Annotated in this window: 22 protein-coding genes; 8 read left to right on the forward strand and 14 right to left on the reverse strand. The window is 51.6% G+C overall.

Annotated features, from left to right (window positions below; genetic code table 11):
- The first annotated feature begins 3 nt into the window (after positions 1 to 3).
- The 3 genes from SU32_RS10310 to SU32_RS10320 are packed head-to-tail and all read left to right on the forward strand — an operon-like array spanning position 4 to position 2997.
- Complete coding sequence (locus SU32_RS10310; protein WP_053999282.1) at positions 4 to 1092, forward strand: ABC transporter ATP-binding protein; 1089 nt, start codon at positions 4 to 6, stop codon at positions 1090 to 1092.
- 18 nt (positions 1093 to 1110) lie between these two features.
- The gene (locus tag SU32_RS10315) at positions 1111 to 1875 is read left to right on the forward strand and encodes a sugar phosphate isomerase/epimerase family protein (RefSeq protein ID WP_053999283.1); all 765 of its coding nucleotides are present in this window, start codon (positions 1111 to 1113) and stop codon (positions 1873 to 1875) included.
- 3 nt (positions 1876 to 1878) lie between these two features.
- Positions 1879 to 2997: a Gfo/Idh/MocA family protein gene (locus SU32_RS10320; protein WP_053999284.1), complete on the forward strand. Its 1119-nt coding sequence runs from the start codon at positions 1879 to 1881 to the stop codon at positions 2995 to 2997.
- Positions 2998 to 3063: 66 nt separating this feature from the next.
- On the opposite strand, the gene SU32_RS10325 is transcribed toward SU32_RS10320, so the two are convergent.
- The 5 genes from SU32_RS10325 to SU32_RS10345 all read right to left on the reverse strand — a co-directional run bounded on the left by SU32_RS10325 (position 3064) and on the right by SU32_RS10345 (position 8137).
- Positions 3064 to 3951, reverse strand: a complete 888-nt coding sequence (locus SU32_RS10325; RefSeq protein WP_053999285.1) for an ABC transporter permease — start codon at positions 3949 to 3951, stop codon at positions 3064 to 3066.
- Between the two features lie 5 nt (positions 3952 to 3956).
- Positions 3957 to 5258 (reverse strand): ABC transporter permease, encoded by a 1302-nt coding sequence (locus SU32_RS10330; protein ID WP_053999286.1) that lies wholly within the window; start codon positions 5256 to 5258, stop codon positions 3957 to 3959.
- A gap of 72 nt (positions 5259 to 5330) precedes the next feature.
- The gene (locus SU32_RS10335) at positions 5331 to 6464 is read right to left on the reverse strand and encodes an extracellular solute-binding protein (protein ID WP_053999287.1); all 1134 of its coding nucleotides are present in this window, start codon (positions 6462 to 6464) and stop codon (positions 5331 to 5333) included.
- A gap of 91 nt (positions 6465 to 6555) precedes the next feature.
- The gene (locus tag SU32_RS10340; RefSeq protein WP_053999288.1) at positions 6556 to 7650 is read right to left on the reverse strand and encodes an ABC transporter ATP-binding protein; all 1095 of its coding nucleotides are present in this window, start codon (positions 7648 to 7650) and stop codon (positions 6556 to 6558) included.
- Between the two features lie 145 nt (positions 7651 to 7795).
- Positions 7796 to 8137, reverse strand: a complete 342-nt coding sequence (locus SU32_RS10345; RefSeq protein ID WP_053999289.1) for a hypothetical protein — start codon at positions 8135 to 8137, stop codon at positions 7796 to 7798.
- Between the two features lie 56 nt (positions 8138 to 8193).
- Here SU32_RS10345 and SU32_RS10350 point away from each other — a divergent pair, with 56 nt between their 5' ends.
- The gene (locus SU32_RS10350; protein ID WP_053999290.1) at positions 8194 to 9198 is read left to right on the forward strand and encodes an RluA family pseudouridine synthase; all 1005 of its coding nucleotides are present in this window, start codon (positions 8194 to 8196) and stop codon (positions 9196 to 9198) included.
- A 10-nt stretch (positions 9199 to 9208) separates the two neighbouring features.
- Here SU32_RS10350 and SU32_RS10355 read toward each other — a convergent pair whose 3' ends face one another.
- Positions 9209 to 10126: a LysR family transcriptional regulator gene (locus SU32_RS10355; RefSeq protein ID WP_053999291.1), complete on the reverse strand. Its 918-nt coding sequence runs from the start codon at positions 10124 to 10126 to the stop codon at positions 9209 to 9211.
- Positions 10127 to 10252: 126 nt separating this feature from the next.
- Here SU32_RS10355 and SU32_RS10360 point away from each other — a divergent pair, with 126 nt between their 5' ends.
- Complete coding sequence (locus SU32_RS10360; RefSeq protein WP_053999292.1) at positions 10253 to 10660, forward strand: RidA family protein; 408 nt, start codon at positions 10253 to 10255, stop codon at positions 10658 to 10660.
- Positions 10661 to 10865: 205 nt separating this feature from the next.
- The gene (gene rpoH, locus SU32_RS10365; RefSeq protein ID WP_082376635.1) at positions 10866 to 11774 is read left to right on the forward strand and encodes an RNA polymerase sigma factor RpoH; all 909 of its coding nucleotides are present in this window, start codon (positions 10866 to 10868) and stop codon (positions 11772 to 11774) included.
- A gap of 81 nt (positions 11775 to 11855) precedes the next feature.
- Here rpoH and SU32_RS10370 read toward each other — a convergent pair whose 3' ends face one another.
- Positions 11856 to 14177, reverse strand: a complete 2322-nt coding sequence (locus tag SU32_RS10370) for a hypothetical protein (RefSeq protein ID WP_053999293.1) — start codon at positions 14175 to 14177, stop codon at positions 11856 to 11858.
- Positions 14178 to 14215: 38 nt separating this feature from the next.
- A complete protein-coding gene (locus SU32_RS10375) occupies positions 14216 to 15511 on the reverse strand; it encodes an adenylosuccinate synthase (RefSeq protein WP_053999294.1) in 1296 nt (431 codons plus the stop codon).
- Positions 15512 to 15690: 179 nt separating this feature from the next.
- On the opposite strand from SU32_RS10375, the gene SU32_RS10380 reads away from it, so the two are divergent.
- Entirely contained in the window at positions 15691 to 16608 is a 918-nt protein-coding gene (locus tag SU32_RS10380) for a DMT family transporter (protein WP_053999295.1), read from the forward strand.
- A 64-nt stretch (positions 16609 to 16672) separates the two neighbouring features.
- Positions 16673 to 17050, forward strand: coding sequence for a VOC family protein (locus tag SU32_RS10385; protein ID WP_082376637.1), 378 nt, complete (start codon positions 16673 to 16675; stop codon positions 17048 to 17050).
- Positions 17051 to 17250: 200 nt separating this feature from the next.
- Here SU32_RS10385 and serA read toward each other — a convergent pair whose 3' ends face one another.
- From serA to tilS, 6 genes are all read right to left on the reverse strand, one after another.
- The gene (gene serA / locus SU32_RS10390) at positions 17251 to 18846 is read right to left on the reverse strand and encodes a phosphoglycerate dehydrogenase (protein ID WP_211097741.1); all 1596 of its coding nucleotides are present in this window, start codon (positions 18844 to 18846) and stop codon (positions 17251 to 17253) included.
- Between the two features lie 66 nt (positions 18847 to 18912).
- Positions 18913 to 20088 (reverse strand): phosphoserine transaminase, encoded by a 1176-nt coding sequence (locus tag SU32_RS10395; RefSeq protein ID WP_053999298.1) that lies wholly within the window; start codon positions 20086 to 20088, stop codon positions 18913 to 18915.
- 179 nt (positions 20089 to 20267) lie between these two features.
- Complete coding sequence (locus SU32_RS10400; RefSeq protein ID WP_053999299.1) at positions 20268 to 21116, reverse strand: outer membrane protein; 849 nt, start codon at positions 21114 to 21116, stop codon at positions 20268 to 20270.
- A 296-nt stretch (positions 21117 to 21412) separates the two neighbouring features.
- On the reverse strand, positions 21413 to 22765 hold the full coding sequence (gene glmM / locus SU32_RS10405; protein WP_053999300.1) for a phosphoglucosamine mutase: 1353 nt from the start codon (positions 22763 to 22765) through the stop codon (positions 21413 to 21415).
- A 144-nt stretch (positions 22766 to 22909) separates the two neighbouring features.
- Entirely contained in the window at positions 22910 to 24838 is a 1929-nt protein-coding gene (gene ftsH, locus SU32_RS10410; protein WP_053999301.1) for an ATP-dependent zinc metalloprotease FtsH, read from the reverse strand.
- A 142-nt stretch (positions 24839 to 24980) separates the two neighbouring features.
- Complete coding sequence (gene tilS / locus SU32_RS10415) at positions 24981 to 26051, reverse strand: tRNA lysidine(34) synthetase TilS (protein ID WP_053999302.1); 1071 nt, start codon at positions 26049 to 26051, stop codon at positions 24981 to 24983.
- Between the last annotated feature and the right edge of the window lie 23 nt (positions 26052 to 26074).

Raw genomic sequence — 26074 nt, forward strand, 5'->3', positions numbered from 1 at the left:
GTCATGGCCACCGTTTCGGTCAAAGATCTCGTTCTCAATTTCGGCGCGGTCAAAGTATTGCGCGACCTTAATCTTAACATTCCAACGGGTGAGTTTCTTGTTTTGCTGGGCGCGTCAGGCTCAGGCAAATCAACATTGCTGAACTGTATTGCAGGCTTGCTTGATGTAACCGACGGCCAGATATTCATTGACGACAAGAACGTTACCTGGTCGGAACCCAAAGACCGTGGCATAGGCATGGTTTTTCAGTCCTATGCGCTTTATCCGCAGATGACGGTAAAGGGCAATCTTTCCTTCGGGTTGAAAAACGCAAAACTTCCCAAGGCCGAAATCGAAAAGCGCATTGAGCGCGCCGCCAGCGTGTTGCAGATCGAACCCCTGCTGGACCGCAAACCCTCTGCGCTTTCCGGCGGACAGCGACAACGCGTTGCCATTGGCCGCGCATTGGTGCGCGATGTTGACGTGTTCCTTTTTGATGAACCCTTGTCCAATCTTGATGCAAAATTGCGCGCTGATTTGAGAGTGGAAATCAAACGCCTGCACCAGAGACTCAAAAACACCATGATTTATGTCACGCACGATCAGGTGGAAGCCATGACGCTTGCCGACCGTATTGCTGTTATGAGCCAGGGCATCATCCTCCAGCTTGATACGCCGAACGTGATCTATAACCGGCCGGCAAACAAATATGTTGCAGGCTTTATCGGCTCGCCGGAGATGAATTTCTTGGATGGCAGTCTGAGCGGCGCCAAAGCCGATATTTTTGAAACGGACGACAAGAAAATAAAACTCTCCGGCTACACGTTTTCCGAACAAAACCGCTCCAGCGCACAAAGCGCTATTCTGGGCGTTCGCCCGGAACAGGTTGCGGTCAACGATCATGCAGAGGCCATGCCGGTTACAGAAAGTGTCGAGGTTGAACTGGTTGAACCGATGGGCGCAGACACGCTTGTCTGGTCCACCTTCGCCAAACAACCCTTCCGTTTCCGCATGGAAGGCACGGCAATTGTCAGCCCCGGGGACAAAGTAAAAATCGGCTTTGATCCTGCCAAAGCCAGCCTTTTTGACACTGATACAGAATTACGACTCTAGAATTTCAAGGATAAGAAAATGCCTATCATTTCATACCAGCTTTACTCGTCACGCAACTTTGGACCGATCAGCAAGTCATTGCAGATGCTTTCTCAAGCCGGTTATAAAAACGTGGAAGGCTACGGCGCTTTGTTCACAGACGTTGAAAGCGCGGCCGCACTCAAAAAGGATATTGAGGCCAATGGCCTTAAAATGCCGACCGCCCATATGGGCCTTGCCAACCTTGAGGAGAGCCCGGAAAAATGCGTCGAAATGGCAAAAATTCTCGGTCTCGAAGCTGTGTTTATACCGCACATTGAAGCCGATTTACGCCCCAGTGATCTGGAAGGCTGGCGCGCTTTCGGCAAACGCGTTCAAACGGCGCTTGCACCTTTAACAGATGCAGGGCTGACCACCGGATGGCATAATCACGACTTTGAAATGAAAGAATATGAAGGCGGCGCTACTGCGCTGGATGCCCTGCTTGAGGGCGGGGCCGACCTGAAAGTTGAACTTGATCTGGCATGGGTCATCAAGGGTGGCAAAGACCCGATCAGCTTTCTTGAAAAATATTCAGACCGCATTGCAGCCGTACATATCAAGGATATTGCGCAGGAAGGCAAATGTGCCGATGAAGATGGCTGGGCCGATGTGGGTCACGGCACCGTCGACTGGTACCCGATTTACGATGCCATCAACAAGACATCCAATACATATGTGATTGCCGAACACGACAATCCAAACGATGATGCGCGTTTTGCAAAGCGCTCCATCGCAACAATCAATTTACTTTGGAAAGCATAATTAATGACTAAAATTGGAATCGGCATAATCGGATGCGGCAATATTTCTTCCGCCTATCTAAGGCTAGCGCCGCTGTTCAAATCCCTCGATATGCGTGCAGTTGCAGATATCAATCCGGACGCGGCCAAAGCGCGTGCTGAAGAGTTTGGCGTTCGCAGTTCCACCATTGAGGAATTGCTTGTCGCAGATGACATCGACATCATAGTTAATCTGACTATTCCGAATGCGCACTTCTCCGTCACCAAATCCATTTTGGAGGCAGGCAAACACGCCTATTCGGAAAAACCGGTGGTGCTGACTTTTGAACAGGGTAAGGAATTATCCGAGCTTGCCAAAAGCAAGGGGCTGCGCATCGGCTCTGCACCCGACACTTTCTTGGGCGGCGCACATCAGCAGGCACGGGCATTGATTGATGATGGATCGGTAGGAAAAATCATTGCAGGCTCCTGCCATGTCATGAGCCATGGCATGGAGCACTGGCACCCCAATCCCGACTTTTTCTTCCAGCCCGGCGCCGGACCGGTTCTGGATATCGGGCCATATTATATCACCAATCTCATTCAGTTGATCGGCCCTGTTAAGCGGGTTGTTTCTCTGACGACAACCACCTTCAAAGAGCGCACCATTTCCAACGGACCGCGCAATGGTGAAAAGGTGCCGGTGGACACGCCGACCAATATCCATGCGCTGTTGGAGTTCGAAAATGGCGCGACCATTACCATGTCCACCAGTTGGGATATTTGGGCGCATCGCCACGCCAATATGGAACTTTATGGCACGGATGGCTCGCTCTTTGTGCCGGATCCGAACTTTTTCGGCGGTACAATAGAAATCGCCGGCACAGATCAGGAAATCAAGGAAGTCGCGGCGAGCAATCACCCTTTCGGTATTGTAAATGAAGGTGACAATGCAAACTATCGCGGCGCAGGTCTCGCCGATATGGCATCCGCAATTGCCGAAAACCGACCGCACCGATGCTCGATGGAACTGGCGCTGCATGCAATTGATGTCATGACCGGCATTCTGAAATCCGGTGAGACAGGCGGATTTGTTGAAATGACAACAAGCTGTGAGCGGCCGGAAGCATTGGACAAAAAGTCAGCAGAAGCACTGATGGCTTAACGGCCAGTCACCCTGCCCAAAACAAAAACGCCGCTCGAAAGCGGCGTTTTTTGATTTGAAGAAAGCCTAGCTCGGCGAAAGACCGCGCAATCGCTCCGAACGCCGCCGCAGCAATTCAAGCGTTGTCAAAAGCATGATCGACAGCGCCACCATAATCGTGGCCACGGCCAGAATGGTCGGTGAAATCTGCTCACGCAACCCGATAAACATCTGCCAAGGCAGTGTTTTTTGCGATGCCGTACCAAGGAACAGCACAACCACCACTTCATCAAATGAAGTAATGAAGGCAAACAATGCACCGGATATAACGCCCGGCAAAATGAGCGGCATCTGCACTTGGAAGAAAGTGGTCACAGGGTTTGCGCCCATGGAAGCGGCAGCGCGTGTCAGCGACCGGTCAAAACCAACCATTGTCGCTGTCACGGTAATAATCACAAAAGGCGTACCGAGCGCCGCGTGCGCAAGCACAATCTTGGCAAAATTCACCGCATCGAGCGGCAAGCCCACATCATTGACGAGGAAATTACCGATACGCGAATAAAAGAAATACATGCCGGTCGCAGAGATAATCAGCGGCACAATCATCGGCGAAATCAGGATCGCCATAATTGCGGATTTATAAGGCACATGGCTTTGGCTGAGACCAATAGCGGCCAATGTGCCCAATACAGTCGCCAAAAGTGTCGCCAGAGGCGCAATCGTCAACGAATTCCACATCGCACTTTGCCACGAACTGCTCGTGAAAAAGTCCTCATAGTGCTTGAGGGAATAACCTTCAGGCGACAAGCGCAGCATTTCCGGTGTGAAAGTGAAAAAGTTTTGTGCGTTAAACGACAGCGGAATGATCACCAGAATCGGAAAAATCAGGAAGAAAAAGATCATCGCGCACAGCACACGGAAACCGTAGTGCCAGGCAATCTGCGTATTAGATGCATAAGGAGGTAGAGCAGCCATTTTGTTTACCCCAACTTCACATTGTCGATGCCGACAATTTTGTCATAGATGTAAAAGAGCAGGAGAACGAGAACCAGCAATATGGCTCCCAATGCGGCGGCCAGGCCCCAGTTCAAGCTCGTCGAAATGTGGAACGCGATACGGTTTGAAATAAAGATACCGCTCGTACCGCCCACGAGTGCCGGCGTGATGTAGTAACCAATCGCCAGAATAAATACGAGGATCGCGCCCGCACCGATGCCCGGCACTGATTGCGGAAAATAGACTTTCCAGAACGCGGTCCAGTCATTGGCACCCATACTTTTTGCAGCGCGCACATAACTTGGCGAGATCGTCTTCATAACCGAGTAAAGCGGCAAGATCATAAACGGCAGCAGGATATGCGTCATCGCAATGATTGTACCCAGCTGGTTATTGATCAAAACCAGTCGGCTTGCATCGTCTACAATGCCGATCCAAACCAATATGTCATTGATAACCCCCTGCCCCTGAAGCAGCACTTTCCACGCGGATGTACGCACCAGCAACGAAGTCCAGAACGGCAGCAGCACAAGGATCATCAACAAATTGGATGTGCGTGCGGGCAATTGCGCAAGCAGATAAGCCACCGGATAACCAAGAAGCAGACACATGAATGTAATCGCCAGAGACATCCAGAGCGTGCGCATGAACAATTGTAAGTAAATGCGCTCGTTTTCTGGCTTCATCTGCACGCCTTCAGCCGTGTTTTCAGCATCAACAGCGCTTAAGAAATAACCCGATGTATAAGGCGCTTTAAAACTGTCCAGAATAACCCAGGTTCGAAGCTCGCCCCAATCTTTGTCCGCCTCAATAAACTGGGCTTTGTATGGCCCGGATTCCATTTTCTTCACAGCACGTCCAGTTGTACGGAAAAGGCCGGAAAATCCGGATTCCTCATAGTTCAAGCGGCTGCCTAAACGGGTGTGGATACGCTCTTCGACAGCAACTTTAAGGTCTTTGGCAAGCGCGGCAAATGTCTCCTCATCGGGCAGTTCACCGGAAGCCGGATCCCAGCGCTCAAGTTCTTCAACCACCGTTGGAAGTGTGTTTTGCACGATCTGGTTTTCAACTGATCGGAACAACATATCGCCAATTGGCAAAAGGAAACTAAAAACAATAAACAGCAGCAAAGGCGAAATCATCAGAAACGAGCGCAGCTTTTCGCGGCGCAACGCTTTTGCAAGCCGTGCCTTTAAAGGAGTTCCATCAGCAGCCCGCACAATACCGTCATCAGACTGGCCTGCGGCCAACTGTTCTTCGACACTCAAGGTTTCGGAGCTGCTCATGGAATACCTAACTAAATTGCATTAACAGTTTGGGATGCGGCTGAGGCGCCGCATCCCGATTTTCAAATCAGCTTACTGAGCAAGCCACGCTTGGAATTTCGCATCCAGATCGTCACGGTTGTCAGCCCACCATGTGTAGTCATAGTTGTGGACGTTGCCCGCGTTAGCCGGATCTGTTGGCATATGTGGTGCCATGTCGATGCCGAGTTCTTCATGCTTGCCAACAAGTGGTGCAGAAGATTTACGCGCAGGGCCGTAAGAAATGTACTTGGCCTGGTCTGCGAGACGCTGTGTGTCAGTCGCAAATTTCAGGAAGTGTTTCGCGCGTTTCATGCGTGATTCTTCAAGACCTGCAGGAATGATCCAGCCATCAAGGTCAAATGACTGCATGTCCCACATCATGCCGATTGGCTGGTCCTGCTCAACAATCGCAGAGAAAAGACGACCGTTAAATGTTGAACCCATCACAACTTCACCGTCAGCGAGAAGCTGTGGTGTTTCCGCACCGGCTGTCCACCAGACAACATCATCTTTGATTGTGCTAAGCTTGTCGAAAGCAGCCTGAACGCCTTCATCTGTGCTGAGCACTTCGTAGATTTCTTCTTTTGGCGTACCGTTACAATAAGTTGCCCACTCAAGGTTGTCGATTGGACGCTTCTGAAGAGCACGTTTGCCTGGATATGCTTCTGTATCGAAGATATCGCAGATTTCTGTTGGCGGGTTGTCGCCAACCATGTCTGTGCGGTAACCGATTGTTGTTGAGTAAACGATCTGCGGGATAAAGCACTCGTTCACGCGTAGGTTGCCGAAGTCATCTTCAGCTGATGTGCCGTCCGGTGCCTCTGCAAGGTCCGTTGCCGGGTCGAGCTCAGCCGCAAGACCTTCGTCGCAAAGACGGATAGCGTCAGATGCAACAACATCAACAACATCCCAAGTCACGTTACCAGCTTCATTCATCGCACGAAGCTTCGCTGTCGCTTCAGCAGAAGACTCGTCAAAAGAAACTTTGACGCCTGTCGCAGCAACATAAGGCTCAACATAGGCTTTAAGCTGTGATTGCTGGTAAGCACCGCCCCAAGAGACAAGTGTCATCTCTTCCGCACAGCCTTCACATGGCGCTTCAGCCAGGTTTTCCTGCGCGATTGCTGTCGATGAAAACAGTGCTGTTGAAGCAGCGGCTGCAAGTAGTAATGATTTATGTTTCATAAAAGTCTCCCAATAGTTTCTACAGTTAGAAGTTATACGTCTGTAGTTGGTTGATTGCGGCTAACCTGCCGCAAACAGGTTTGATAAAAGCTTAGACAGCTTCGTCTAGAGCTTTAGCGTCGGCGGCATCCCAGCCAACCTTCACAACATCGCCTGCCGAGATCGGCCGTTTGTCACGGCGGTTTCTCACTTTGACGATGAATTCATTATTGCCGGCAACATTCATGCGAACACGAATGTGGTCGCCAAGATAGATCATCTCTTCAATCTTGCCGTCCACGAGGTTGTTCGGAGAATTATCCGGTGCAACTTCGATACGCTCCGGGCGCAATGATACGGACGTTCTGTCGCCCACATTATGAACATTGACCGGATCGGCCTTAACCAGCGTGCCGTCATCAAGTTTGACGGTGCAAATGTCCTTGTTAATTTCCACAACGCTGCCGGCAAGCTTGTTGTTTTCACCGATAAACTGGGCAACGAAAGAGTTATCCGGGCTTTCATAGAGAACATCCGGCGGTGACAATTGCTGGATAATACCATCATTAAAGACCGCCACACGGTCAGACATGGTCAAAGCTTCTGTCTGGTCATGCGTAACATAAACAACAGTGACACCCAGATTGTCATGAATATGCTTGATTTCATACTGCATTTGTTCACGCAGCTGCTTATCAAGCGCGCCCAAAGGCTCATCCATCAATACCAGTTCGGGATCAAAAACCAGCGCCCGCGCAACAGCAACACGCTGCTGCTGGCCACCGGACAATTGCGCCGGACGGCGTGAACCGAATTCACCCAGCTCCACCATTTCAAGAGCACGTTTTATCCGGTCTTCGCTTTCGGATTTACCCATACCGCGCACTTTTAGCGGAAACGCCAGATTCTCAGCCACTGACATGTGGGGGAAAAGGGCATAATTCTGGAAAACCATGCCGATACCGCGTTTGTGAGGCGGCACATTATTAATGGGATTACCATTAAGATAGATTTCGCCGTGTGTGGCGGGCTCGAAGCCTGCGAGCATCATCAAGCAGGTCGTTTTTCCGGAGCCTGATGGCCCGAGCATTGTAAGAAATTCGCCTTGGGCGATATCAAGATTAAGGTTTTTTACGACGAGGTTTTCGCCGTCATAACTTTTCTGCACGCCGTCAAAAACTACTGACGCACCTCTTGTATTTGACATTCTTCTCCATTCCCGCAGCATCAAAGCCTGCTGCCCTTGTGGGATTCAATACATAATCCACAAATTCGTTCGAAGCAAAGATAGCCAAAACGGCCCCCGCATTCTCACGCCCTCAGCGTCAACGTAGAGCATGAATTTCAGATGTCTAGCGAAGATTTAAATTTCCACGTGGACTACCCGAAAACTTGTCAAAAAAGAGTATTTTTGCGCCATTTTGCGGCGTTTTTGCATAAATAATGACCAAATCACCATCCACATCCACGCTTTCTACAACGAAAGTTTCAGGTATTTTTATATCCGCTTCAATCATTTGCGCTGTATCAGCCGCATTATTCATCTTGTAAACAATGGCAAAAAGCACCGCGAAAACCGCAATAAACATCGTACCAATGGAGACCGCCATCAGGCGCACCATCTTCCGCCGCAGCCGCTCGGCTGCCGGATCGAGCGGTTTTTCTTCTTCTTTATCCAATTTAATTTCAGCCATAGCTCTATGTCACTTTTCCGATATAAGAACGCTGACTTAAGCAAGGTTGAAGTAAAATGGAAGAGTTCATCGCCAAAGATGCACATAATGGCTTGCGGCTGGATCAGTGGCTGTCAGCGATCACGCATCAGGACATCTCGCGTAACCGCATCAAAGCGATTATTGAAGACGGCCATGTCAAATTAAACGGTGAAACCGTCACGCAGCCAAAAAAGAAAATTGCCGCTGGCGATAAAGCGCTCTTTGTCGTGCCGGAGGCTGGCGATCCCGATCCGGTAGCTGAAGACATTCCCCTAAATGTATTGTTTGAGGACAATGACCTTATTGTCATCGATAAGCCTGCCGGCATGGTTGTGCATCCCGGCGCAGGCAATTTAAACGGCACATTGGTCAATGCGCTCATTCACCACTGCGGTGATACACTATCCGGCATTGGCGGCATCAAACGGCCGGGCATTGTTCACCGGCTCGACAAGCAAACCAGCGGCGTGATGGTCGTTGCCAAAAATGACGCCGCACACCGGCATCTATCATCCCAATTTGCAGACCATGGCCGCACCGGGGCAATGCGCCGTGTCTACACCGCCATCATTTGGGGCGCGCCCCAGCAGCAAAAATTGCGCATTGAAACATATCTGGGCCGCGGCGACGGTGACCGCACAAAACAGGCCGTTGTCAATGAGAACAGGCCGGGCGCACGCCATGCGGTCACACATGTGCAAATCATGGAGCGCTATGGCCCCAAAGACGGAACAGATCAGGTCGCTAGCCTTATTAATTGCGAACTGGAAACAGGCAGGACACACCAAATCCGCGTTCATATGGCCCATATCGGCCACCCGCTGATCGGGGATGATGTCTATGGCGCAGGCTTTCGCACGAAAGCCAATATATTGCCTGAACCGGCGCAGTCAGCCGCAAATAAATTCCGCAGGCAATCCCTCCATGCGCGGCTATTGGCTTTTAAGCACCCGAAAACGGGCGAAATACTTACCCTTGAAAGCGATCCGCCGGAAGACATGCAGGAAGTCATGCAGGCATTTTCAGTGAGTTGGAATTAACACCGGCGCATCAAAGTGTTTCACCGAACATCTTGCGGCTATGCTGTGTAAGCGCATCGGCAAAAGCCGCCATGGCGGGCGACAAATCACGCGCCGGATAATATAGGTAAAATCCCGGCAAGGGCGAAAGCTGATCATCCAGAACAGCTTCCAGCCGTTTGGATCCAAGTTCGTCCCGCACCATGTGCCGCCAAAGATAGGCCAGCCCCAACCCTTCAACGGCGGCCTGCCTCACCAAAGCGCCGTCATTAAAAACCAGTTGCATGGCGTCCCTTTGCTCAACTCTGCCCGTCGCGCCTTGAAAGACCCACGGAAAAATCCGGCCAGCGCTGTGCATGCGGTAACCAATACAAAGATGGCTGCCAAGCACATCCGGCGTCTGCGGCCGCCCATATTGTTCGAAATAGGACGGTGCACCGACAACAACCGGCTGAACGTCACCTGTCAACTTGCGGGAAATCATGTCCTGCTCCAGCTTGCTACCAAGACGTATTCCGGCATCAAACCGCCCCTCAACCACATCTATCAGCGCATCACTGACTGAAATCTCAATCTGGACAGCAGGGTGCGCAAGACGAAATTCTGCCAGCATCGGCATGACCAGCAATTCTGCCGCATCGCGCCCCATCGTCAGGCGAACCGGTCCTGAAATTTGACCTTCCCCCGCCTCCAACTCATGCAGCGCCAGATCAATCTCATCAAATGCCGGACCGAGACGGCCAAGAAGCGCTGCACCTGCCGCTGTTGGCGAAACTGCGCGTGTGGTACGCGCCAACAACCTTTGGCCCAAACTCTTTTCAAGTTTACGGATTGAATGACTAAGCGCCGACTGGGTAATGCCCAGCTCTGCTGCCGCGCGCGTGAAGCTACCTTTGTCCACAATCAGCCGTAAAGCCGCCAACGCATCAAGTTGATTTCGCTTATTCATGAATTATGCTCATGGCACTGATCAATAAAATGATCTTCTATCACTTATCTACAATGTTATCTATCCGGCTGTCTTTGAAAAAGATGCAAAGCCAACAACGCCTGCCCTGCAAAAAGAGCAAAAAACATGACAGCACAAATGACACGCCTTAATCCGCCGGAACTCCCAGACGCCAGTTCAATCGGCTACAGCCAGATATCAATTGCAGAGGCCGGGAAAATGGCCTTTGTATCGGGACAGGTCGCCACAGCCGAGAACGGCTTGCCTACACCAAAGGATTTCGACGGTCAGGCTGCACAAGTCATGCGTAAGGCAGCAAACGCACTGGCAGCAATAGGCGCGGCCCCCGAAGACATTGCTATCGCGCGCGTATATGTAGTCGGCCTTAATGATGAACGTCTAGCAAGCACCGTGAACCATTTTAAAGCGTTCTGCGGCGATGCGGCACCTTCACTGACGGGCATCGGAGTTGGGGCGCTTGCCGGCGCCGACTTGCTGATAGAAATGGAGATGCAGGTGCGATTACCGGATTAAGGTAAGAGGCCACCACTGCCATTGATAACAAGCGGGAACAAAACAGTTCACAAAACATTGAATGAGTGTTCACGAGATATTACATCTCAAAATGAACATAATGTGCTAGTAAACATTTTGCCGGTTTAGCGGGCTTTGACAGACGCGATGACCGGTGCTTGCCGCAATCGGGCGGAAGCAAAAATAGAAGAAAAGGGGTGCTGCATTGACCCAACCAAACACTTTACCCAGCCTTTCAGGCGGCGCAGACGGCTTGGCCCGTTATATGGAGGAAATCCGCCGGTTTCCTATGCTACAGCCTGATGAAGAATATATGCTGGCAAAACGCTATCACGAACATGACGATACCGAGGCTGCGCACCGCATGGTGACAAGCCATTTGCGCTTGGTGGCCAAGATTGCGATGGGATATCGCGGCTATGGCCTGCCGATTGGCGAAGTTGTGTCCGAAGGCAATGTCGGCCTGATGCAGGCTGTTAAAAAATTCGACCCGGAACGGGGTTTCAGATTGGCAACCTATGCCATGTGGTGGATTAAAGCCTCCATACAGGAATATGTATTGCGCTCTTGGAGCCTTGTGAAAATGGGCACAACTGCCAACCAAAAGCGGCTGTTCTTTAATCTTCGCAAAGCCAAGAACCGTATTCAGGCCCTTGGCGAACACGATCTGAACGAAGAACAGGTCCAGAAAATCGCGACTGATCTGAAAGTGACAGAAGAAGAAGTGCTGTCTATGAACCAGCGCCTCTCCGGCGATGCATCGCTTAATGCGCCACTGCGTAATGCAGAAGGTGAAAGCGGTCAGTGGCAGGACTGGCTGGTTGATGAATCAGACAGTGCAGAGGAAATGCTCGTTGAAGAAGACGAACTGGATCACCGCCGTTCAATGCTGAACGATTCGATCGAGGTTCTGAACGAACGCGAGCAGCGGATTTTCCGCGCGCGCCGCTTGTCCGAAGACCCTGTTACGCTTGAAGATTTGAGCCAAGAGTTCAACATTTCGCGTGAACGCGTACGCCAGATTGAAGTACGCGCATTCGAAAAAGTTCAGGAAGCAATGGTCGCTGCCGCAGCAGAATTGGCCGCGCCGCAAAAACAGATCGAAGCGCAGTAAAACAATAACTGCCTCATAACAAATCAAAGCCCCGCTGATTTTCATCATGCGGGGCTTTTTATATCAGTTTGTAATTAAGCCTTAATTCTCGATCGGGGCAGCTTCCCAAGCGGCAAAGACCTCGTTGAAAACCCGCTCGCCCGGAATACCTTTTTCCAAAGTAATCAGCGCGCGCCGGCCATTCGTGTACTGCATCGGAATATCAATCCAGTTTTCACGTGTCATCAATTGCACATTGGTTTCAACTGCCGTTGTCGCATCGGTCAGCGCAATCAGGAAGATATTCTGATCAAGCGGTGCAGGCACAGCAATCAAGGCGTTGCCCGGATCCTGCTCATTGGTTTTGAACGTCACACGCTGAACATCGGCAATGCCGCGTCCGGCAAAATTCTCCGGCACACGGAAGAACAATTCAATGATATGACTTGCCGGAAATGTGCTGTCCCCATTGCGGCGGATCGTCATTTCCATCTTCAAGCCAAGCTCAGGAATGGACGTTTCAGCACGGATCGCAGGTTCGACTGGCAGTTCTCCGCCAGGCGATTCATTGACAACAGTCCACACAGTTGCACCGGCAAGCGCGGTACCGTCCTGCGAGCCTGTGCGCTCTTCATAAAAAATTGCCCGCTGGCCAATCGGCGTTGCCGGCGTTTCAGCCGTTGCATCGGGCGCATTTGCATCGTCCGTAGCGTCTGCGCTCTGCGGATCATTGTTTGCTGTACCGGCTGTTTGAGACGCGACGGAACTGCCTTCGTTGGAACTGTCGTCAGCGACACCTTCAATCGGGCCTTCGTCGATCTCCGTTCCATCCTCTGTCAGACGCTGGGTGAATTTGGTTGTCGTTTCGTCCGCTTCGCTCACGTCCTCAACCAGCGGAGGCGTTACCTCGTTTTCTGCGGCTGCGACTTCCTCTTGGCTCGCTTGCTCACCGTTTTCTACCGGTGTGCTCGTGACCGTGCGAACCGGAACACCGCCCTCTTCGCCTGTCGTTGCCGCATCACCAATATCTGTACCAGCCTCACCGCCGGTTAGATCCTGCCACCATGGCAAAGCCGACTCATTATAGAAGGCAGTAAGCTGGTCTCTCTTCTCATAAGCGGCATATGCGCCGCCAGCCAGCAGCGCCAAAACGACAATCGCGATTGCCGCTTTCTTGGTACCGCCACCTTTTTTCTCTTCTTGATCAGAAGGAACCAAAGGCGGAATACCAGCAGCGCTTTCGCGGCGCTCGCCTTCAACCGTACCCGGATCATCACTACCGGTTTCCACCACCGGCTCAAAGCTGGCGGTAACATCATCGGTTTGTGAATCCACCGAAACGGCAAAATCCTGCGTATCGTTGCTGTAGTCAGCTTCCTGCTCTTTTAAAAACTCGGCCCGCGGATCACTGTCTGCCACCGGCATTGATTTTTCAGACTCGGGTTCCGGTTCCGGTGTAGTACCGGCAAACAATTCGCCAATGGTTTTGTTGATTTCGTCAACGCTGGCGCCTGCATCATCGACGCTATCATCGGTTTCTGCATTGGCACTTTCAACGAAATCTGAGAACGGAGTCTCGGCCGGAGCAGATGAGACATCGTCAATTGCCTTATCCGCGCTGATAGCGCCATCGGCAATAATATTGCCTTCGGAAACATCATCAACAGCTTCGACAGTGTCTTCCGGCTGATCAGCATCAGGGTATTCCGGTGAAACAGTATCAGCAGGCAGAGCTTCGTCATTTTGTTCTTCTGCAAGTTCAGGGATATCTGTAACCTGATCCTGCGCCACCACATGATCTGTTTCATTGACTTCCAAACGCGAAGGAAGTGGCGCATCAGTTTCTGATTCTGAACTTGTATCCGGCACCTCCGGCTGCGGATCATATGACGGCGTTATGACGGGCTCCGGCTCAGTCGGAGTTGGCTCAGGTTCGACGGGAAACTCCGGCTCAGGCTCTGCGGGCGCGGGCTCCGGTTCGGCGGGAACTTCAGGCTCTGGCTCGGCAGGTGTTGGCTCTGGTTCAGTCGGCACCTCCGGTTCAGGCTCGGCAGGTGTCGGCTCTGGCTCGGTTGGTACTTCCGGCTCAGGCACCACGGGCGCCGGTTCCGGCTCGACCGGAACTTCAGGCGGAGCGGTAGGCGCAGGTTCTTCCGGCTGCGGAACGCTGGGCGCTGCAGTTACCGGTTCCGGCGCAATTTCCTGCTCTGCGGGCGCACTATAGTCTGCCTCTACCGCACGGATTGCATCTTCAAGCTTGGCAAACTGACGGTCAATCGCTGCCTGTGGAGGTGTTTTCTCCAGTGCATCGATCTGTTTTCTTACAGTTGCCCGCGCCTTGTCATAGACTTTTGCACGCAATTCAGGTGTTGTCTCACTCATATTACCGAGTGTTTTTCTGATTACTGCTGCGAAATCTGCCATAAATTCAATCCGGTAAGGTTCTCGTTCGTAGGGTAAACCTAATCCTGAAACGGGTCCGTAACAAGTATCGTGTCGTCACGTTCAGGACTAGTTGACAACAAAGCGACCGGCGCACCGATTAATTCTTCAATATGGCGCACATATTTAACGGCCTGAGCGGGCAGATCGTTCCATGAGCGCGCACCGGCGGTCGTACCGCTCCAACCTTCCAGTGTTTCATAAATCGGCACAACACGCGCCTGCGCGCCCTGACTGGCCGGAAGATAATCAATCCGCTCACCATCAAGTTCATAACCGACACAGACCTTGATTTCGTCCATACCGTCAAGCACATCAAGCTTGGTCAGCGCGATACCTGTAATGCCATTGACGGCACATGACTGACGCACAAGCACCGCATCAAACCAGCCGCAACGGCGCTTGCGCGATGTCACCGTACCCCACTCATGCCCCTTGGTGCCAAGGTGTTCGCCAACATCGTTAAGCTGCTCAGTCGGAAACGGTCCTTCGCCCACGCGAGTTGTATAAGCCTTTGTAATGCCGAGCACATAATCAATGGCGTTCGGCCCCATGCCGGAACCGGCCGCCGCCTGCCCCGCCACCACGTTCGAGGACGTCACGAACGGATATGTGCCATGATCGACATCAAGCAGTGTGCCCTGCGCGCCTTCAAACAGAATACGGTTACCGGCGCGGCGCTTGTCGTCGAGCACTTTCCAGACTTTATCCATATAAGGCAAAATCTCGTCGGCAATCGACATCAATTCTTCCATGATCGTCTCATGCGTGACTTCTGGATGGCCAAGCCCACGGCGCAGCGCATTATGGTGGGTCAAAAGACGGTCCACCTTGGCAGGTAGCGTATCCTGATTGGCAAGGTCCATCACGCGCACGGCACGGCGGCCTACTTTGTCCTCATAGGCAGGGCCAATACCACGGCGGGTTGTGCCGATCTTCGTGCCCGAATTGGACGCGGCGTCTTCGCGGAAGCCATCCAATTCGCGGTGCAAAGACAAAATCAGTGGTGTGTTTTCGGCAATTTTCAAAACATCGGACGTTATCTTAACGCCCTGCTCTGCCAGACGGTTTACTTCGGCCACAAAAGCGTGCGGGTCAAAAACCACACCGTTACCGATCACCGACAGTTTTCCGCGCACCACGCCGGAAGGCAGGAGCGAGAGCTTATAGACATTGCCGCCTACAACCAAGGTATGACCGGCATTGTGACCGCCCTGAAAACGTACGACAACATCAGCGCGTTCCGAAAGCCAATCGACAATCTTGCCTTTACCTTCATCACCCCATTGGGAGCCAACCACCACAACATTTGCCATCAAAAACTCCGGCGTAAAAATTCATTAAAAAGACTTAACGCGCGGTCTATAGCTTTCATTAAAGCAAAGCGTAAGTCCAATGCGCTTGTTCAGGCACTTTCAACACTGTTTTTTCTGGCATAAACAGGCATAAATGTCATTTAGAGCATATTTCCTCCTGCCAGACGCAAGGCCACTCCGTGCAAAACAACAAAAACGCTTACATCTTCCTGCTGCTGACAACCTTGTTCTGGGGCGGTAATGCCGTTGCTGGAAAGCTGGCTGTCGGACATATCTCACCGATGGTTCTTACCACGGTGCGGTGGGGCGTGGCCGTATCGTTGCTGCTCTTAATCGGCGGCAAGCAATTCTGGCAGGACCGTCATATTATCAGGCCGCATTTGCCGCTGCTGTTCACTTATGGCGCATTGGGGTTTACCGTTTTCAACGTCAGCCTTTATTCAGCGCTCAATCATACGTCAGTCATTAATGTGGCCATCGAACAGGCTGCCGTACCGGCGGTTATTTTCATCGGCAATTTTATCCTGTTCCGAATGCGCGTCAGCGCACTGCAGATCTTCGGTTTCACACTGTCTTTGATCGGCGTTGCTATAGTGGCTTCAAACGGCAGCTTGGAACGTCTGGCTGCACTTGAGATCAACAAGGGCGATATGTTCATGGGGATCGGCGTTCTTGCCTATGCCGCCTATTCGGTGATCTTGCGCTACAAACCGGATTTACATTGGAAATCCCTGATGACCACGATGGCGATTGCCGCCTTTATCGTATCCCTGCCCTTTGCCTATTTCGAATTGCAAAGCCCTATCGGCATCCTGCCCGATGCACAAGGATGGGCAATCGGCTTTTACACCGCGATTTTCCCCGCCATTATTGCACAGGTGCTCTGGATTAAAGGAATTGACCTTATTGGTGCCAACCGTGCGGGCATATTTATCAATCTGGTGCCGATCATCGGCACCGTACTGGCTGTCGTTTTGCTTGGCGAGGTTTTTGGTCTTTATCACGCCATCGCCATGGCGCTGGTGATTGGCGGTATTTGGATCGCTGAAACCAGCGGGCGCAAAGCACATAGAAATGCACCCGATGTACCGCGTTAATGCATTAGAACAAGCGCGGTACCGCGTTCATTCTTGAGATCGGGCATCAATGGGAAGATTAGTGATGAACCGGGCATTCACCAATATCTTAAGTTCTGACGTCAACGCGTCTGCAAACTTCTATCAGGAGCTTCTTGGCATGAAACGCCATTTTGACTCCGACTGGTTCGTAATTCTGACCCACGCCAATTTGCCAAATCTGGAATTTGGTATTCTTGACCGCGACAACGCCATCGTTCCAACGTCAGTCGCCGCCGCGCCCCAAGGTGTCATCATCACGTTCGTGGTGGAAGATGTCGAAGCGATATTTGCAAAAGCCCAAAGCCTTGGCGCACCAATCATCGAACCGCCTGCAGACACCCCTTATGGGCAGCGAAGAATGCTGGTCAAAGACCCGGACGGAACAATAATCGATGTGAGTTCGCTCATGAAAAGCCAATAAAGCGCGCGGCGCAAAAGCTATACTGATGCAATGAAATAAGCTTGGCGGCTGACGTCAGACCGCAAACTGAGGTAGTATAATTATGCCCATTTTATTTTGCGTCCGGGCAACCACCAAGCACAAATTTCATAGCATAAAAAAGGCGCCCCTGACATAGGAGCGCCGATCACTTTTTTTGTGCATCGCAATATCAGATGCAGTCAAACATCAAATTTCAATGCCTTCGCAGAGATGATTTGTTTATGCGCACGCACTTCATCCAGCACTGATTCCGGCACCGGCCCATCGACATAAAGGAGAGCGATTGCATCACCGCCCTGATCCTTACGGCCAAGCTGGAAGTTCGCGATATTGACGTTGTTGTTACCGAAAATAGTACCCAGCAAACCGATAATGCCCGGCGTGTCATTGTTGGTCATGTAGATCATGTGCTGGCCGATTTCTGCCTCAAGGTTGATATCCTTGATCTGGATAAAGCGAGGCTTGCCATCGGTAAAACATGTACCCGCGATAGACCGCGTCTGGTTGGCGGTTTTAACAGTCAGCTTGATATAGCCGTCGAAAACGCCGGACTTGTCACGCTTGACTTCCGAAACCTGAATACCGCGTTCTTTGACCATGATAGGTGCGGAAACCATGTTCACATCAGAAACCTGCGGACGGATAAGTCCGGCAAGCGCAGCACTGATCAGCGCCTTCGTGTTCATTGTGGACACAGAACCGTCAAACAGGATTTCAACTTCCTGAATGGCGCTTTCGGTTGCCTGACCAACAAACGAGCCGAGCACTTCTGCCAGCTTGACGAATGGTTTGAGAACCGGTGCTTCTTCAGCCGTAATGGAAGGCATGTTGATCGCGTTGGAAACAGCGCCTTTGAGCAGATAATCAGACATTTGTTCGGCAACCTGCAAAGCAACATTTTCCTGTGCTTCAGATGTGGACGCACCCAAATGCGGTGTACACACAACATTCGGCAAGTCGAATAGCGGGTTTTCCGTTGCCGGTTCCGTTTCAAAAACATCAATACCGGCGCCGGCTACTTTACCCGATTTCAGCGCTTCGGCCAGATCGGCTTCAACAATCAGACCACCTCGCGCACAGTTTACAATGCGAACACCGTCTTTCATTTTTGCAAATGCGTCAGCATTGATGATGCCGCGCGTTTTGTCCGTCATCGGTGTGTGCAACGTGATGAAATCGGCACGCGCAAGCAGCTCATCCAGCTCCACTTTTTCAACGCCAAGCTTCACGGCACGTTCTTCTGAAAGGAACGGGTCAAACGCAACGACGTTCATTTTCAAACCGATAGCGCGGCTCGCAACCACAGCACCAATATTACCGCAACCAACAACGCCGAGCGTTTTGCCGGTAATCTCGACACCCATAAATTTGGATTTTTCCCACTTGCCTGCGCGCGTCGACGTATCGGCGGCTGGCAATTGGCGGGCAACGGCAAAGATCAACGCAATCGCGTGTTCGGCCGTCGTGATTGAGTTGCCGAAAGGCGTATTCATCACGATGATACCTTTGCGCGATGCCGCTGGAATATCGACATTATCGACACCGATACCAGCGCGGCCGATAACTTTCAGTTTGCTTGCCGCTTCAATCAGCTTTTCCGTTGCTTTTGTCGCCGAGCGGATAGCAAGACCGTCATACTGGTCGATAATGCTCAAAAGCTTTTCTTTGTCTTTGCCAACATCAGGCATAAAATCGACATCAATGCCGCGATCACGGAAGATCTGGACAGCGGTTTCAGACAGTTTGTCAGATACAAGTACTTTAGGTGCAGCCATTGTTTTGGCCTCCATTACAAAATTTATCTTGGGAGAAGAGCGGCGGCCAAGAGGCCACCGGTAAAATTAGGCAGCTTGCGAAAGCTGTGCTTTTTGAGCTTCGAACGCATAGCCGATCCACGGCATCAGCGCTTTAAGATCGGATGTTTCCACCGTGGCACCCGCCCAGATACGAAGACCCGACGGCGCATCGCGGTAGGCACCGATGTCATAGGCTACGCCTTCTTTATCGAGCGCCGACACAATCGCCTTGGCAAATGCGGCCTGCTCGTAATCCGGCAAAGCCTGAACAGCAGGATCGGTGATTTTCAAACATACTGATGTGTTCGACCGTGTGGCCGGATCAACGGCAAGGTTTTCCAACCAGTCAACACTGTCGACATAATTCTGGATGGCCGCAAAATTGGCATCCGCACGATCCATCATGCCTTTAAGGCCGCCAACGGATTTTGCCCATTCAAGCGCATCAATGGCGTCTTCAACAGCCAGCATTGACGGTGTGTTGATGGTTTCGCCTTTGAAGATACCCTCGATCAGCTTGCCGCCTTTTGTCAGGCGGAAGATTTTCGGCAACGGCCATGCCGGTGTGTAGTTTTCAAGCCGCTCAACAGCGCGCGGTGACAGGATCAGAACGCCATGCGCACCCTCGCCGCCCAGCGCTTTTTGCCAGGAAAATGTCACAACATCGAGTTTGTCAAATGCCAGATCCTGTGCAAATGCAGCAGAAGTCGCATCGCAAATTGTCAGACCTTTGCGGTCAGCGGGAATGAAATCGCCGTTGGGAACCCGTACGCCGGAGGTCGTTCCGTTCCAAGTAAACACCACGTCATTGTCGAAATTGATCTGGTTCAAATCCGGCAAATCGCCGTAACCGGCTTCGATCTTGCGGCAATTATCGAGCTTGAGCTGTTTGACCGCATCGGTCACCCAGCCTGCGCCGAAGCTTTCCCATGCAACCATGTCAACGCCGCGCTCACCAAGCAATGACCACATGGCCATTTCCACGGCACCAGTATCCGATGCCGGAACAATGCCAATGCGGTAATCATCAGGCACCTGCAAAACGTCGCGCGTCAGATCGATCGCCTGCGCGAGTTTTGACTTGCCGATTTTGGAGCGGTGGGATCTTCCAAGGGCCTGCGCATCAAGTTTAGCGGCTGACCAGCCAGGACGCTTTGAGCATGGTCCTGAAGAAAAATTAGGGTTCGCCGGACGGTTGTCCGGTGTAGTCGTCTTTGTCATCTGTCTATCCTTCCAGATAGTAAGCCTCTCGTTAGGGAGAGGTGGCCTGCCCTCCCGATACTGCGAAAGCACAAGCGCCGTCAAGATGACTTTTGAACTTATTCATAAAAGAGCGTTTCATCTGCCAGAAACGAAAAAAGCCGGTTCAAAGAACCGGCTTTTGGATCACCTAAGTGATATTATTTGTAAACGGCCGGCTCAGGCTGATACACCGGAACTGGTTCCTGATAGCTGGTGCCGCCGAATTTATAGCGAAGACCCGCACGAATCTGATGCTGTTCAAAGCCGTAGTCGTAGCCAGGGCCGGTACCGCTGGCGAAACCAAACTGGCCGCCGCCTTCAATTTTCTTATAACGGTAACCAAGATCAACAGCGAGCTTATGGGAAATGTCATAGGAGAAGCCAGCCATCAACGCATAGGCAAAGCGCCATTCAGCTTCACCGTCATGGATAACGGTAGGATCACAGTTTGCTGCATTTGTCGCATCACACGCTGTGTTGCTCAAATTATTCCACTTTACATGAGCACCACCGATACCGGCACCCACATAAGGCGTAAAGCCTGCATATGTGCCAAGGTCGATATAGGCATTGGCCATAACTGTCAGGGCAGAGAAGCTTGAGATGTCGGTTGATACACAAGCACCACCGCCAGCAGCACCACATGTGCCACGCGTGTAACCGTTAAAGTCTGACTCGAAATCATAATCGAGTGTCAAATCCGTGCGCAGATAGCTGTTGATCTGATAACCGACACCACCGCCAAGAAAGAAGGATTCGTCGACTTCGCCGTACAGTCTGTTTGTACCGCCTGGCGTACCATAAATGGCACCGCGATACTCGCTCCATGAATAGCCGACATCACCGCGGATGTACCAGCCGGAGACACTTGCCGGCAGGCTTTCAGGCACTTCATATACGGGCGTTTCGACAACCGGCGGCTCATAGATATCCGCTGCAAATGCAGAAGCGGTCATGACCATTGCAATGGCTGAACCAGCGGTCAGTAATTTAACTGCGTTTTTCATAATCAATTCCTCAAAAGCCCTAAACTTTACAAACGGGCAAATAGCTGCGCTTGAGGACATCATGATGGGGAATGGTTAAAACGCACTTAACCGTGTTTTTTTACTGTAATTCTTCACCATGTTTCTTATGCATTTATAACCTATAATGGTTTTTGATGTTTAATTACATATAGTTGCAGAAAATCACGCACGCGTGTGACTGTCACAATAAATGACAGAATTAAACGAAGCGGCATGGGAAATCTGCTCCGCGCAGCATTTAACGAAGCAATTATCCCGTTTTAGAACAGGCAATCTTACGCAGGAGCTTTAACCGTTCCGATCAAATCAGCAAGCGATGTGACGACATTATTGACCAGCGTGCGGTCATCACCTTCCGCCATAACGCGGATTAGAGGTTCGGTACCCGATGCCCTGATAACCAAACGACCGGTGTCGCCAAGTTCGGCTTCCGCGGTTTCAATAGCATCTTTAACCAGCTTGTCTTCAAGCGGTGTACCACCGTCAAAACGCACATTCTTTAACAGTTGCGGTACCGGTTCAAATTTGCGGAACGCTTCACTTGCCGGCTTGTCCGAGTTTTTAAGACAAGCGAGCATCTGCAAAGCAGAAATCAAACCATCGCCGGTTGTTGCGTAATCAGACAAAACAATATGGCCGGATTGCTCTCCGCCGACATTATAGCCGTTTTCGCGCATATGGCTGACCACGAAACGGTCACCGACTTTCGTGCGCGCAAGGTTAATGCCTTCATCTTTTAAGAAGCGCTCGAGCCCGAGATTGGACATCACCGTGGCAACAATTCCCCCGCCCTGAAGACGGTCATCCTTGTGCCAGCTCTGTCCGATAGTTGCCATGACCTGATCGCCATCGACAACAGTGCCCTTTTCATCAACCAGCACCAGGCGATCCGCATCGCCGTCCAGCGCGATACCAAGGTCGGCGCGCACTTCCTGCACTTTGCGTGAAAGAGCGCCGGGTTTTGTTGATCCGCAATCTTCGTTGATGTTGATACCATTGGGCTTGTCGCCGATGGTCACGACTTCCGCACCCAGTTCCCAAAGAGCAGCAGGCGCGGCTTTATAAGCGGCACCATTGGCACAGTCGATAACAACACGCATCCCTGACAATGTCATTTTGCGCGGGAATGTGCGCTTGGCAAATTCGATATAGCGGTAAAGATCGCCTTCAACACGCTGCGCCTTGCCAATATCGCCGAACTCTCTCAAATAGCCGGACAAATCTTCATCTAGCAATCGTTCAATCTTTAGCTCCAGCTCATCAGAAAGCTTATAGCCGTCAGGGCCAAAGAGCTTGATACCATTGTCTTCAAACGAATTATGGGAAGCGGAAATCATCACACCGATGTCCGCACGCAGGCTTCGTGTCAGCATGGCCACGGCCGGCGTAGGCACCGGACCAAGCAGGAAGACGTCCATACCTGCAGCGGTAAAACCTGCAACCATTGCGTTTTCGAGCATATAGCCTGAACGGCGCGTATCCTTGCCAATTACAACACGGTGGCGATATTTACCGCGTTGAAACGCAACACCGGCCGCCATACCGACCTTCATCGCAATTTCAGGTGTCATAGGGAAAGTATTAGCCTTGCCACGAATGCCATCCGTACCAAAATATTTCCGTGTCATTTATTTCCCCGAGATGTTGCCGGTTTCCCGCTATACAAAAGATCGAATCTAAAAATCAAGTTTTGCCAATATATACGAAAAAGGCCGCTTTCGCGGCCTAATTCATCCAATACGGTAAATATCAATCACGAAATGTGACGATTGTTAATTTTGCGGCTGCGGTTCCATGCCTGCATCCGGCTCATCGCCCTTACGGCGGCCTTTACCGGCCTTGGGAACAGCAGAGCCGCGTGATGGCGGCGAATCATCGCCCTGATCACGGGAAGGTTTCTCACCGGCCATGATCTGTTGGATTTCCGCGCCTGTCAGCGTTTCATATTCCAGCAGACCTTCAGCAATCGCAATCCACTCATCTTTATACTCTGTCAGAATGCGCCGCGCTTCGGCGTAAGCGTCATCCACCAGACGGCGCACTTCACTGTCGATAATCTGCGCTGTTGATTCAGACACGTTTTTGGACTGCGCCACCGAATGGCCAAGGAACACTTCCTGCTGGTTTTCACCATAGGCAACCTGACCGAGCTTGTCGGAAAAGCCCCATTGCGTGACCATAGCGCGTGCAAGCTTTGTCGCCTGCTCGATATCCGATGATGCGCCTGATGTAATATTCTCCTTGCCGAATTTGATTTCCTCGGCAACACGGCCACCCATCATAATGATCAGACGCGAGATCATATATTTGTAGCTCATTGAATATTTATCGCCCTCAGGCAATTGCATCACCATACCCAGCGCACGGCCGCGCGGAATGATTGTTGCTTTGTGCAAAGGATCGGCAGATGGCACTTTAACAGCGGTAATCGCATGACCCGCCTCATGATAAGCTGTCAGCGTTTTTTCTTCCTCTGTCATCGCGTTGGAGCGGCGTTCCGCGCCCATCATGATCTTGTCTTTTGCGTCCTCGAATTCCTGCATGGTCACAAGACGCTTGTTACGGCGTGCGGCCAGCAAAGCAGATTCGTTGACAAGGTTCATCAGATCGGCACCGGAAAAGCCCGGCGTTCCGCGTGCAATCACCTTCAGATCGACATTCGGCGCAAGCGGCACATTGCGCACATGCACTTTCAGGATTTTCTCGCGGCCATCAACATCCGGGTTCGGCACAACCACCTGACGGTCAAAACGGCCAGGACGCATAAGCGCAGGGTCAAGCACGTCCGGACGGTTGGTCGCGGCAATCAGAATAACAGATTCATTGGCTTCAAAGCCGTCCATCTCCACCAGCAACTGGTTGAGCGTTTGCTCGCGCTCGTCATTGCCGCCGCCAAGGCCCGCACCACGATGGCGGCCAACAGCGTCGATCTCGTCGATAAAGATAATACAAGGCGAGTTCTTTTTGGCCTGTTCAAACATATCGCGCACGCGGCTCGCGCCAACGCCGACAAACATTTCAACAAAGTCAGAACCGGAAATTGTGAAGAACGGCACTTCAGCTTCACCGGCCACCGAACGCGCAAGCAAGGTTTTACCTGTACCTGGAGGGCCGACAAGCAGACAGCCGCGCGGAATCTTGCCGCCAAGGCGCTGGAATTTTTGAGGGTCGCGCAAGAACTCGACGATCTCTTCAAGATCCTGCTTGGCTTCATCAACACCGGCAACATCGGCAAATGTCACGCGGCCATGCGCTTCGGTCAAAAGCTTGGCCTTGGATTTGCCAAAGCCCATTGCCTTGGAACCTCCGCCCTGCATTTGGCGCATGAAGAAAATCCAGACACCAAGAATGATGATCATCGGCAGCCATGACAATAAAATTGCCGTGAAAGAGCCGGAGCCGTCATTTTCAGGCCGCGCACGGATTTCCACGCCCCGGTCTTCGAGGCGCTGAACAAGACCGGTATCGCCCGGCGAATATGTCTGGAAAGTCACATTGGTATCACCATATGTGCCAACAATACGTTCGCCTGTAATCGTCACAGATTTCACACGGCCAGATGAAACATCTTCCAGAAATTGAGTGTACGAAACGTCACGTGTCGCAGTCGTCTCACTGGGCGATTGAAACATGTTAAACAGGGCGATCAGCATAATTGCGATTACGGCCCATAAGGCAAAATTACGGTAATTGGGGTTCATTTCTTTTCCAGACTTGCACGCACAGGCGCACTTGAACTTCATTGTTTAGACAAAGATAGGAGCCAGAAGCCGCTTTGCCAAGCGCTTAGGCCACAAAATACACCATATTGGTCAACGCGTCGCACACAAATGAATATAATGGTTAGCGCATCGGCAAAGGGGGCAAGCGCGATAGTCCGCGCCGCTCGCGCAAAACCAAGGCAATTTCGTAATAGCGGCTCGTTAAAATGTGATCAAAACCAAATTGGCCATCACGTCGGTTTCGTGCTTCGCATTGCAGCGCAATTCCGCCCCTGTCTTTTGTCATTAAGCATCCATTTAAGGTGAATTTACGGCCATTATCCGAAAATTGAAAAAGAGTGGCCACCGCTTCACGCACAGCGTTTTGAGAAGGCAGATAGGCCGTTGCACCCACCAATGACAACAAAATACGCAACGCTTCATAATGTACCGCATTATCGGCGCTGAAATTCTGAACAACAACGCGGCGATCCCCATCGTGAAAGTCAACATTGTCTGCATCAGCCATAAAGGCGCAGAGCTCTTTCTCAGGATAAACATCAGACGTCTGCAAATGATCGCCGGATGCGGTTTCGCCCATATCCTGCCGTGTGCGTACCCGTTCAAAGCGGCGGTCCTTGTTAGATGGATCTTCAATCCACGTCACATTATTCGCCCGCAAAAAATCCTGAAGCTGTGCCTTTTCCAGATTTAAAAAAGGCCGCACAAACCATGTTTCACAACGGTAAAGCGTGGCTTCGCTGATGCCGTGTGCAACCTCGTTTTTATTTTGTCTTTGAGCGCGCATCGCTCTGGTTTCAAGATCATCGCCCCTATTATGGGCAATGAGCACGAGCGCTGTGTTGTGCCGCTGTGCTGCGGCACTGAGCAACCGGTAACGGGCTTCACGGGCTTTTTGCTGAATACCGGACTTAGGCTTCTCGCCCTCCCACGGTGCAATCTCGTGATGGATATCATGCGCTTGGCAAATTTGGCCGACTTTAACCGCCTCCGCGCGGGCCTCCTCACGCAAACCATGATCAACCGTCACTGCGATCAATTCACACGACGGATGTTTTTCAGCCAGATAGGAATTTGCCGCAAGCGTGAGCGCGAGGCTGTCGCTACCACCGGAAAGTCCGACAATAACTTTGCTGAATTTTGCAAAGTCATACCGGTCCAGTTGATGATAAAAGACGTCCCAATGTTCCATATCCCGATGCCGGACGCGCGGAT

The sequence above is a fragment of the Ahrensia marina genome, assembly GCF_001293565.1.
Taxonomy (GTDB): domain Bacteria; phylum Pseudomonadota; class Alphaproteobacteria; order Rhizobiales; family Rhizobiaceae; genus Ahrensia; species Ahrensia marina.

Coding starts and splice junctions, on each gene's coding strand:
- SU32_RS10330 (WP_053999286.1), bottom strand. CDS start 5,258: ATGAGCAGCTCCGAAACCTTGAGTGTCGAAGAACAGTTGGCCGCAGGC.
- SU32_RS10315 (WP_053999283.1), top strand. CDS start 1,111: ATGCCTATCATTTCATACCAGCTTTACTCGTCACGCAACTTTGGACCG.
- SU32_RS10320 (WP_053999284.1), top strand. CDS start 1,879: ATGACTAAAATTGGAATCGGCATAATCGGATGCGGCAATATTTCTTCC.
- SU32_RS10350 (WP_053999290.1), top strand. CDS start 8,194: ATGGAAGAGTTCATCGCCAAAGATGCACATAATGGCTTGCGGCTGGAT.
- SU32_RS10385 (WP_082376637.1), top strand. CDS start 16,673: ATGAACCGGGCATTCACCAATATCTTAAGTTCTGACGTCAACGCGTCT.
- SU32_RS10310 (WP_053999282.1), top strand. CDS start 4: ATGGCCACCGTTTCGGTCAAAGATCTCGTTCTCAATTTCGGCGCGGTC.
- glmM (WP_053999300.1), bottom strand. CDS start 22,765: ATGACACGGAAATATTTTGGTACGGATGGCATTCGTGGCAAGGCTAAT.
- SU32_RS10375 (WP_053999294.1), bottom strand. CDS start 15,511: ATGGCAAATGTTGTGGTGGTTGGCTCCCAATGGGGTGATGAAGGTAAA.
- SU32_RS10395 (WP_053999298.1), bottom strand. CDS start 20,088: ATGACAAAGACGACTACACCGGACAACCGTCCGGCGAACCCTAATTTT.
- ftsH (WP_053999301.1), bottom strand. CDS start 24,838: ATGAACCCCAATTACCGTAATTTTGCCTTATGGGCCGTAATCGCAATT.
- SU32_RS10340 (WP_053999288.1), bottom strand. CDS start 7,650: ATGTCAAATACAAGAGGTGCGTCAGTAGTTTTTGACGGCGTGCAGAAA.
- SU32_RS10335 (WP_053999287.1), bottom strand. CDS start 6,464: ATGAAACATAAATCATTACTACTTGCAGCCGCTGCTTCAACAGCACTG.
- SU32_RS10360 (WP_053999292.1), top strand. CDS start 10,253: ATGACAGCACAAATGACACGCCTTAATCCGCCGGAACTCCCAGACGCC.
- SU32_RS10355 (WP_053999291.1), bottom strand. CDS start 10,126: ATGAATAAGCGAAATCAACTTGATGCGTTGGCGGCTTTACGGCTGATT.
- SU32_RS10400 (WP_053999299.1), bottom strand. CDS start 21,116: ATGAAAAACGCAGTTAAATTACTGACCGCTGGTTCAGCCATTGCAATG.
- SU32_RS10345 (WP_053999289.1), bottom strand. CDS start 8,137: ATGGCTGAAATTAAATTGGATAAAGAAGAAGAAAAACCGCTCGATCCG.
- tilS (WP_053999302.1), bottom strand. CDS start 26,051: ATGGAACATTGGGACGTCTTTTATCATCAACTGGACCGGTATGACTTT.
- SU32_RS10370 (WP_053999293.1), bottom strand. CDS start 14,177: ATGGCAGATTTCGCAGCAGTAATCAGAAAAACACTCGGTAATATGAGT.
- SU32_RS10325 (WP_053999285.1), bottom strand. CDS start 3,951: ATGGCTGCTCTACCTCCTTATGCATCTAATACGCAGATTGCCTGGCAC.
- serA (WP_211097741.1), bottom strand. CDS start 18,846: ATGGCTGCACCTAAAGTACTTGTATCTGACAAACTGTCTGAAACCGCT.